Origin of the sequence: Rheinheimera sp., assembly GCF_020217005.1 — a bacterium.
In the GTDB taxonomy this organism is placed as follows: domain Bacteria; phylum Pseudomonadota; class Gammaproteobacteria; order Enterobacterales; family Alteromonadaceae; genus Pararheinheimera.
Genome location: NZ_JAIWOI010000184.1, coordinates 1 through 10,000 on the forward strand (window position 1 = coordinate 1; position 10,000 = coordinate 10,000).

At 47.0% G+C, this 10,000-nt stretch carries 9 protein-coding genes; 8 read left to right on the top strand and 1 reads right to left on the bottom strand.

Features of this window, described 5'->3' with window-relative positions; all coding sequences use genetic code 11:
- A partial coding sequence (locus LDL40_RS08930; RefSeq protein WP_300994949.1) for an NAD(P)-binding domain-containing protein occupies positions 1–777 on the bottom strand: 777 nt, incomplete at its 3' end.
- A gap of 245 nt (positions 778–1,022) precedes the next feature.
- On the opposite strand from LDL40_RS08930, the gene LDL40_RS08935 reads away from it, so the two are divergent.
- The 8 genes from LDL40_RS08935 to LDL40_RS08970 form a co-directional block, all read left to right on the top strand.
- Positions 1,023–2,573, top strand: coding sequence for a cytochrome ubiquinol oxidase subunit I (locus tag LDL40_RS08935; RefSeq protein WP_300994950.1), 1,551 nt, complete (start codon positions 1,023–1,025; stop codon positions 2,571–2,573).
- 1 nt (position 2,574) lies between these two features.
- Complete coding sequence (gene cydB / locus LDL40_RS08940; RefSeq protein ID WP_300994952.1) at positions 2,575–3,711, top strand: cytochrome d ubiquinol oxidase subunit II; 1,137 nt, start codon at positions 2,575–2,577, stop codon at positions 3,709–3,711.
- Between the two features lie 10 nt (positions 3,712–3,721).
- Entirely contained in the window at positions 3,722–3,838 is a 117-nt protein-coding gene (gene cydX / locus LDL40_RS08945) for a cytochrome bd-I oxidase subunit CydX (RefSeq protein WP_053425345.1), read from the top strand.
- A gap of 33 nt (positions 3,839–3,871) precedes the next feature.
- Complete coding sequence (gene cydD, locus LDL40_RS08950) at positions 3,872–5,590, top strand: thiol reductant ABC exporter subunit CydD (protein WP_300994955.1); 1,719 nt, start codon at positions 3,872–3,874, stop codon at positions 5,588–5,590.
- Positions 5,587–7,221: an amino acid ABC transporter ATP-binding/permease protein gene (locus LDL40_RS08955; protein WP_300994957.1), complete on the top strand. Its 1,635-nt coding sequence runs from the start codon at positions 5,587–5,589 to the stop codon at positions 7,219–7,221. Before cydD ends, LDL40_RS08955 begins: the two co-directional genes overlap by 4 nt.
- A gap of 332 nt (positions 7,222–7,553) precedes the next feature.
- Positions 7,554–8,687: a hypothetical protein gene (locus LDL40_RS08960; protein WP_300994959.1), complete on the top strand. Its 1,134-nt coding sequence runs from the start codon at positions 7,554–7,556 to the stop codon at positions 8,685–8,687.
- A gap of 11 nt (positions 8,688–8,698) precedes the next feature.
- The gene (locus tag LDL40_RS08965) at positions 8,699–9,112 is read left to right on the top strand and encodes a phosphate ABC transporter substrate-binding protein (RefSeq protein ID WP_300994961.1); all 414 of its coding nucleotides are present in this window, start codon (positions 8,699–8,701) and stop codon (positions 9,110–9,112) included.
- Positions 9,113–9,177: 65 nt separating this feature from the next.
- Positions 9,178–10,000 (top strand): methyl-accepting chemotaxis protein (locus LDL40_RS08970; RefSeq protein ID WP_300994962.1); only part of this gene is annotated, 823 nt, incomplete at its 3' end.

The following is a 10,000-nucleotide window of genomic DNA, read 5'->3' on the forward strand; positions in this document are numbered from 1 at the left end:
CTCAAACTGGTAGTGAAAGCCAGCAATTGTCTGAGATTTTGCGCTGCTAACTCTGCGACTTGGGGTTGCTGTACTTTTAGATTCAAACACCGGAGCTGGTAAAGAGGCTAATTCACAGGCGGTCAGATAAAACTCCGCCTTGGAACAAAACTGCGGGCTGGATAAATTAAACAGCTCTGGCCATAACTGCTGCTGCACTATGGCTGAAACCGCAGCACAAATATCACTGCTATGTACCATATTTACCGCAACATCAGCGGCACCAGCCTGTTTACCAGATAAAAACCGCGCCGGATGGCGGCCAGGACCAATTAAACCTGCCAGACGTAAAGTACAGCAAGGCAAAGCGACTCTGAGTAGTTGCTCACCAACGGCCAGTAATTCAATTCGAGGGTCAGATAATTGCAATTGGCTTTGCTCATCAACGTCCCCGACCAGGCCTTCATAGATGCCGGTGCTGCTCAGATGAATACAGGCTATTGAGCCTAACTGCTTCATCAGAGTAGCCAATTGAGCAACAGCTCTGGTGTAACCTTCCCCATCGGAGCGGCTGGCAGGCACAGTGCAAATAACAACTGCGTCCTTAAACAAAGCTGTTAGTTCAGTAGTAGGTCTGACAGATTGTCCGAGGTCTAATACAAAATGCCCAAAGTGTTCAGTCAAGACAGAAGATTTAGCCGCGCTGCGGCTACTAAGCCATAACTCATGGCCATCTGCTTTAAGTTGAGTCGCCAGTTGAGTTCCTAACCAACCTGCGCCTATCACTAAAATTTTCATACCTACAGCCTTCACTAGCTTGATGTTAAATTGGATGGTAACAGAATAACAACTGCGATTTTTATCAAATTTTCCACTCTGAGCTCATTTCCCGGCAATTTTTATTGATCAGCGTCAACACAGCAAACAGACAAAAGGCGTAATTTAGCCTTAACTCATTCTTGTGTATGAGTTTTAGCTACTGACTGGTGCTTTATTCAAACTAACGGACCAGACCCACAGTTCCATATGGAGGAGCAATCCGAATGGATGTTGTAGAACTATCAAGGTTACAGTTCGCCGCTACGGCAATGTATCACTTCTTATTTGTACCCTTAACCTTGGGTATGACTTTCTTGCTGGCTATTATGGAGTCAGTCTATGTGATGACGGGTAAAGAAATTTACCGCGACATGACCAAATTCTGGGGCAAGCTGTTTGCCATCAACTTCGCTTTAGGTGTGACCACAGGCATAGCGATGGAATTCCAGTTTGGCACCAACTGGTCTTATTACTCCCACTACGTTGGCGATATTTTTGGCGCGCCTTTGGCTATTGAAGGCCTGATGGCATTTTTCCTTGAGTCTACTTTAGTCGGCTTGTTCTTTTTTGGTTGGGACAGGCTGAGCAAAGTGCAACACTTAGCCGTGACCTGGCTGGTGGCTTTAGCCTCAAACTTATCTGCTTTATGGATCCTGATTGCCAACGGTTGGATGCAACACCCTGTCGGGGCTGAATTTAATTTCGAAACCATGCGTATGGAAATGGTCAGCTTTAGTGAAGTGGTATTTAACCCTGTAGCTCAGGTGAAATTTGTGCATACCGTCTCTGCAGGTTATGTCACAGGCGCTATGTTTGTGCTGGCAATTTCAGCCTGGTATATGCTCAAAGGCCGCGACTTAGCTTTTGCCCGCCGTAGTTTTGCCATTGCCTCAGCTTTTGGTTTAGCCAGCGCTTTGTCAGTCATCGTATTAGGTGACGAGTCTGGTTATGAGTTGGGTGATGTGCAAAAAGTTAAATTGGCTGCAGTAGAAGCTGAATGGAAAACCCACGAAGCACCAGCAGATTTCACCCTATTCGGTATTCCAAACGAAGAAACCCAAAGCACCGACTACGCCCTGAAAATCCCAGGCGCTATGGGCCTAGTGGCTACCCGTTCTTTGGATAAAGAAGTGATGGGACTTGCACAGCTGAAAGAAATTCACCGTCAGCGTATTGTCAACGGCCAAACCGCTTATGGTCTGCTGAAAAAACTGCGTGCAGGTGAAAAAACTCCGGAAAATATCGCGGCTTTTGATGCGGTAAAACATGACTTAGGCTATGGCTTGCTGCTAATGGCCTACACTGATGACCCGGTCAACGCGACGGCAGAACAGGTAGAAATGGCAGTTCAGCACAGCATTCCTAAAGTCGCTCCTATGTTCTGGTCTTTCCGTGTGATGGTGGCCGCAGGCTTTATCATGCTTGTCGTTTTTGCTCTGTCTTTTTATCACAGTGCCAAACGTACACCGGAAAAACCACGTTGGTTGCTTAAAGCCGCGCTGCTGTCTTTACCTCTGCCATGGATTGCCTGTGAAGCAGGTTGGTTTGTCGCTGAATATGGCCGTCAGCCTTGGGCCGTGGGTGAAATATTACCTACTCATATAGCGGCCTCACAGTTAACTGCCTCAGAGATTTGGATCAGTTTATTGGCTATCACCGCACTTTATACAGTGTTTCTGATCATCGAAGTCTGGTTGATGCAGCATTTCGCCCGCAAAGGCCCTGCTTCTATCCATACCGGCAAGTATTACGGCGAACAGGCCCGGGAGGTTTAACATGGATTATGAATTTTTACGCTTTATCTGGTGGTTACTGGTGGGCGTGTTGCTGATAGGTTTTACCGTAACCGACGGCTTTGATATGGGTGTGGGTGCACTGTTAAAAGTCATAGGACGCGATGACACTGAGCGCCGGATTTTGATCAATGCGGTAGCACCGCACTGGGATGGTAATCAGGTTTGGCTCATTACTGCAGGTGGCGCTTTATTTGCCGCCTGGCCTCCGGTTTATGCCACAGCCTTCAGCGGTTTTTATTTGGCGATGATGCTGACACTGGCCGCCTTATTCCTGCGTCCAATAGGTTTTGATTACCGCTCTAAGCTGGATAATGCTAAGTGGCGTAGTAACTGGGACTGGGCTTTAACTGCGGGTTCAGCCATACCACCCATTATCTTTGGTGTGGCTTTTGGTAACCTGCTGCAGGGTGTTCCTTTCCACTTTGACGAATTGCTGCGGATTTACTACACAGGCTCATTTTGGGCTCTATTAAACCCCTTTGCCTTGTTGGTTGGTGTTTTTAGCCTGTTGATGTTCATCAATCAAGGCGCTTGTTATTTGCAAATGAAAACCGAAGCGCCTCTGCGCCAACGGGCCGAAGCTGTGTCGTTGATCAGCGCAAGCTTAGCTGCAGTGTTGTTTATCGCTGCAGGCCTATGGTTGGCCTCCGCAGGCATGGGCTATAAAGTGACCAGTCTGATCGACAGCAATGCGGTGAACAGTGCTGTAACTAAAACGGTGGAAGTCAGCAGTGGAGCCTGGCTGAATAATTATGAGAGCTACCCTATCCTATGGATCTTCCCAGTACTGGGTGTTGCGGCGTTCCTGCTGTCAGCATTGTTCAGCAAACTGGCTAAAGGCTGGCAAGCCTTTGTGGCTTCTTCACTGGCCATCACCGGCGTGATTATGACAGTGGGTGTGTCCATGTTTCCCTTTATCATGCCATCCAGTAGTATGCCAAATCATAGTCTGACCATGTGGGATGCCACGTCGAGCGAACTGACGTTAAAAATCATGTTTGTGGTCGCATGTGTCTTTGTTCCTATAGTACTGGGCTACACCATCTGGTGTTATTGGAAAATGTGGGGCCGCTTAAACCGCAACTCCATCAGCAGTAACACTCATTCATTGTATTAAGGAGCAGTTTATGTGGTATTTCACCTGGATATTAGGCGTGTTGCTGGCCTGCTCTTTTGGCATTATCAATGCGATGTGGCTGGAGTTTAATGGCTACCCTGGCGAAGAAAACGAGCCATCAGAGTAACTAAGTCAATTAATAGCAAGGGACAGCCTGTCAATGCAGTCGTTAAGGCAATTAGTCCAGTCAGAAAAGAGCCGTTTGCACCTGGCCATAGCGCTCGGAGCAACGGCCACTTTTCTGATGATCTGGCAGTGCTGGTTACTGGCCACTTTATGTGATTTAGCTTTACATCAGCAGCAAATCCCAACGGATTTGCCGCTACATATTTTAGTACTTTGGCTGCTACGCCCTCTGTTGCTGGCAGCTAAAGACCTGCTTGGACTTAGAGCAAGTCAGGCTATACGTACCTCAATCCGAAAGCAGTTAGTTGGCATCATCAGCAGTGCAGGTCCACTGCGACAAAGTATTGCCTCTGATGGCGATTTATCCACCCGGCTGCTGGAGCAAGTGGATGCACTAGACCCCTACATCAGCCGTTATGTTCCTCAGCTTTATCTGGTTGTGCTTTGTCCTCTGGCTATCTCCGTTGCTGTAGCAAGCCAAAGTCTGCTGGCAGCTATGTTGTTACTAGCCACAGCCCCTCTTATTCCCGTCTTTATGATTTTATTGGGTAAAAAAGCTGCGGAGGCGAGTCAGCAGCAAGTTCAGGCTTTGGGTTTGTTGGGCGGGCGTTTTCTGGAGTTTTTGCGTGGCGCTGCAACTATCCGTCAATTACAGGCTGAACCACAAGTATTAAACCGGCTGAATAATGCCAGCGAGGACTATAGAAAACGCACTATGTCCGTGTTAAGCAAAGCTTTTTTATCTGGCGCCGTGCTGGAATTATTTGCATCTTTAGCCATAGCCTTAGTAGCTTTGTATCTGGGTTTGGGTTTATTGGGCGAACTGCCCTGGGCCAAAGCGGAGATCCCTGTCTCTTACCAACCCGCCCTGTTTATTTTATTAATGGCGCCCGAGTTTTACGCCCCTTTGCGTCAACTGGGATCAGATTATCATGCCAAAGCTCAGGCTGAAGCTGCTTTTGCCAGTCTGGCGCCGATTTGGGCTTTGCCTGTTTGCGCTGGTGGGAATGTTAAAGCAGCTATACAGCCAGTAACTATCAGCTTTCAGCAGATTACATTACAAGGTTCAGAGCACAGAACTGCTTTGCTGACAGAAATTCAGGCCGAAGTTTTACCAGCGCAGCGCATAGGTATTATTGGCGCCAGTGGTGCAGGAAAAACTAGTCTGCTGGAATCTTTATTAGGATTTCAGCAGCCGAATCAAGGGCAAATCCGTATAGGGGAACATCTGCTCACCACACTTGATCTGACCCAATGGCGGCAACAGTTAGTCTATCTGTCCCAGCACAGCCAGTGGTTAAGTGGCAGCTTACGCAGCAATTTATTACTGGCAAAACCAGAAGCGACTGAACAAGAGTTGCACCTGGTGCTGCAGCAGGCTTTGTGTACCGACTTTGTCTTTTCCTTGCCAATGGGCTTAGACACCGAACTTGCTGAAGCCGGCATAGGATTGTCCGGTGGCCAATTGCAACGGCTGGCTCTGGCCAGAGCTTTGTTAAAACAAAGTTGGTGTTGGCTGTTGGATGAACCAGCCTCTATGTTGCCGCCAGAGCAACAACAGTTGTATTTTCAGCAATTACGACTACTCACCCAAGGCAACACCCTGCTGCTGGCCACTCATCATTTGGCAGGCCTGGACTGGCTGGACCAAGTCTGGCTGCTGCAACAAGGTCGTATTGTCGCCAAAGGCACAGTAGCTGAAATTCAGGCTCATCCGCTGTATCAAGCCAGTTATCAGGTGGAGGGCCAATGAAAAACCAACTGAAATTAGTCGCTTTAATGCGCCCCCACTGGCGCTGGTGGTTACTTAGTCTGACCTTAGGCACCTTAACTTTGGCCAGTATTATGGGGCTGCTCACTGTATCTGGCTGGTTTATCACCGCCTCTGCTTTGGCGGGTTTACAGCTTGCGAGCGCAGGCAGTTTTAACTATTTTGGCCCTGCCGCCTTGATCCGTTTTTTTGCTATCAGCCGCACTGCAGGCCGTTACTTTGAGCGCTTAAGCTCGCACAACGCTATCTTGTTGTTGCTGCAACAATTGCGGCTTTGGTTTATGCAAAGATTTTTAGCCAGCGCTTTTCGGCCAAGTAGCAGATCGGCCGATTTACTGCAGCGGCTGATCACAGACATAGACAGACTGGATCAATGGCCTTTGCGTCTGGTCGCTCCCCTGTTCTGGACTTGCCTGATTAGCTCGGCCTGGCTGGTCGCGCTTTGGTTGTGGCAACCACAGTTGGCGCAACTAGCCTTGTTCTATGTACTGGGTTTGCTGCTTGTACCAGTGTTAGCTCTGTTCCTGGGGTATAAAGGCGCCTGCTCTCTGGTCAAACTGGCATCAAAGCGTCGGCAAGAACTCGTTGAGCCTTTATCTGCTCTGACTATGTTACAACTGCATCAGGGCTGGACAGCCGCAGAGCAGCAATGGCTACACACAGAACAGCAGTACCAACAGCTGTTATGGCGTCAGCAGTTGCTGGAACTCAGTTGTCAGTTTTTACTGTTAAGTGGCTTGGCGCTGATGAGTTTTCATCTGTTGATCACAGCATTAGCTTTAGTGGCAGAGCAGCAAATCAGTGTTGCAGCCCTGGTCGCTATGCTCATGTCCACTTTTGCTTTGCCTGAACTCTGGTTACCACTCGCCAGCTTGTACCGCCATCTGGCCGACAGCGCTATGGCAAAACAGCGGTTAAATCAAATTCAGCCAGAAGCAGAAACTGGCACTTACTGTCAGCTCACAGGTCCTATAACTCTTGAATTACAGCAATTATCTGCGGCGTATCCAGGCGCGTTGCAACGCACTATGGCAGTGGATTGTAGCTTAAAAGCGGGTGATCTACTCTGGCTCCAGGGGCCTTCAGGTGTTGGCAAGTCGACCTTACTCAGCACTCTAGCTGGTTGGTTAACACCCGCGTCTGGCAGGGTTTTAGTCAATGGTCAGGATCTGCAGCTTTATAGCTCATTCACACAACGGCAACATATTGGCCTGCTATCACAACAGGTCAGCTTGTTTAATATGACGCTGGCTGCCAACTTACGTTTAGCCAGAGCCCAGGCCAGTGACAAGGAACTGTATCAGGCGTTAGCAGATGTTCAGTTGACGGATTGGCTGACAGCTTTACCTCAAGGCCTGGAGACCCCTCTGGGAGAATATGGCGTAGCCGTTTCAGGCGGTCAGGCCAGACGCATTGCTCTGGCACGACTGCTGCTGCAAAACTGCAGTATTCTGTTGCTTGATGAGCCACTCGTGGGCTTAGACTCCAGCACAATACAAAAGCTGCTGAGTGCACTTCGCCAGCGTTGCCAGCAGCAGATCCTGATTATCGCCAGTCATCAGCCACTAGCCACAGAAGCTAGTAGCCATCAATTGCGACTAAAGTTGTTGTAAATCAAACAAAAAGATCAACCAACTCCGTGTTCTTAGCTATGGTTAAGGCTAGGGGTTGCGTTTTTTCGCCAAAAACAAAACGAAAATTTGATAAATATAGAAAAACTAGTAATTCATTTCGCTGAGTTGTATAATTCGTGCGATAAAAATAGATGTAATTACAAAAAGGTACAAAATCCCCCTTACATCCTCTGGAGCAATCCGACCAGAGAGTGGGCTGCAGAACATATAAAAAACAAAAACTTAGTCAAGGTCGACTAGTGATTTTTAAAAAGCTAAAGCAATTTAGCCTGCAAAAACGTACAACACTATAAAATCGATGAGGGTACTCTATGTTAAAACGTAAATTACTGGCCATGATGATAGCTGCTGCTGTGTCTGGTACCAGCCATGCAGCGGTTGATATTAATGGTTTTGCTTCAATTAAAGGTGGTATGGCGCTGAGTAGCGATGATTCACTCTACGGCTATGATGATGATTTCAGTTTCAAAAATGAGAGCTTAGCTGCATTGCAGGTTAAGTCCGATCTTGGTGACAAACTTTCCGTGACAGCTCAACTGCTGGGTCGTGGCGCCGATGACTGGGACGTCAAATTTGAATGGGCTTTTTTAAGTTATGATTTATCAGACAGTCTGCGGGTAAACGCTGGCCGTTTGAGAACCCCTTTTTACAAATACTCTGACTTCCGTGATGTAGGCTATGCCTACGACTGGTCGCGTGTACCACAAAGTGTCTATGGCCTGGGTTTTGATAATATCGAAGGTGCTTCGCTTTACCACACCACCACTTTAGGCAACTTCGACTCCTCTTTGCAATTTATTGTCGGCAGTTATGATGGGGATACTTCTATAGGCAGCGCAGTTGCAGACGCACAAATTGAAAATATCACAGGCGTTGCCTGGGAACTGGGTCAGGATGGATATTCCTTCCGCATGGCTTATCTGACAGGTAAAACTACTTTTTATGTGGATCAACTGGATAGCCCGGCAGGTTTATACGCTCAGTTGACAGCCTTTGGCCTTGGCGCTTTGGCCAAAAACTTAGATATAGTAGATGAATCCAGCTCTTTTGCCGGTATAGGCTTTAACATTGATAAAAACGACTGGCTGGTTGTATCTGAAATCACCAAAGCTAAAGTAGAAGACTCTTTCATTTCTGATCAAGAGTCCTATTACATTTCTTTGGGCCATCGTTTTGACAATATCACTCCTTATGTATCTTTTGAGAAAGAAGACAACAAAGCAAAAACTGAAATTTATGCTGGTGTTCCTTCTGCCTCACCTATTTATGCACCAGTTGCAGGTTTAGTGAATAGTCTGGAAACAGAACGCAACAGTATTAACCTTGGTGTGCGTTATGACTTCCACCCTTCGGCTGCATTTAAAGCTCAGTACACTAATGCAGATAATAAAACAGCTGACCGCAAAGACAGTGTATTGGTTGTTGGCGTAGATCTGGTGTTTTAAGGAATCAAATCATGTTAAAAAAATTATTCTTAATTCCTGCCCTGACCCTGAGCTTTATGGCTTTTGCCAATGTTGCAGTGATAGTTCACCCGTCCAACGCTGCGACTTTGTCACAGGATGACATCAACAAAATATTTACTGGCCGCGCCAAAAGTTTTACTGATGGTAAAGCAGCCGAGCCTGTCAATCTGGCTGAAGCTGTGGCGATACGGGCTGACTTCGATCAAAAAGCTCTGGGCCGTTCCTCCAGCCAGATGAAAGCATATTGGTCTAAACTGGTATTTACGGGTAAAGGAACTCCGCCGAAAGAACTGGCCTCAGAGCAGGAAGTGCTGGATGCTGTGGCGAAGAACCCTGCAGCTATAGGCTATGTCAGCTCAGGTGCAGTGACTGGCAGTGTCAAAGTTGCGTTAACTCTGAACTAAAGCTTGTTCAGGCAGGTGAAGACATTCACCTGCCTTTGTTGTAAGCCATACTCTGGATACTACTTATGCTGAAATACCTGAGTTTATTAAAGAAAATCTGGCTTATTATTGCGATAGCAATTTTAGCCTTTTTAATAGTACTGACGTCGTCGATTTATTTTACTGCCCGCAATGCCGACAGCATTGTACTGATCAAAGATAAAATGTACGACAGCTCAAAACTTGCCTCACAAACCGTGGTTGAGTTTAATGCTGTTGAAGAATTTTTTACTCAATCTGTGTCATTGTCCGATCCGGATATTTTAAGCACAGCCAAAGCGACTGAAGAACGTGTCGTCAGTAATCTGACTCAGTTGAAAAAACTCGATACGGCTAATCTGAAACAGTTGGAACAACTGGAAAAGAACTTTGGAGCTTATGCCAAAGCCGCAGCAGAAATTGCCCAGTCTATGATTGATGGCACTTTAGATATGGGTGCAGCACAAGGCATTATTCAAAATAAAACAGCTTTGTATGAAACAGCCAAAACAGGTTTTGTTGCTTATGAGAAACAAACGGACGATAACTTCCAGCAGATACTGGTAGATATGTCGGCTTCATCTGAGCGCTCCGTGCTGATTATTGTATCTTTTGGCACAGTGTTATTGATTATTATGGCGGTAGTAGGCCATGTCATTGGGCGTAATATCAGTAAAACTGCCAACAATCTGGCAAGTTCACTGCAGGTATTAGCTTCAGGTAAAGGTTCATTATCCAGTCGTCTGAGTATTGATTCTGAAGACGAGTTTGGTGCTGTGGCCCGTAACTTCAATGACTTTATTGCACTGCTACAAAGCTCCTTTGTCGCTATAGCTCAGCTGGTTGATCCGGTAAGCCGTACAGCGGACG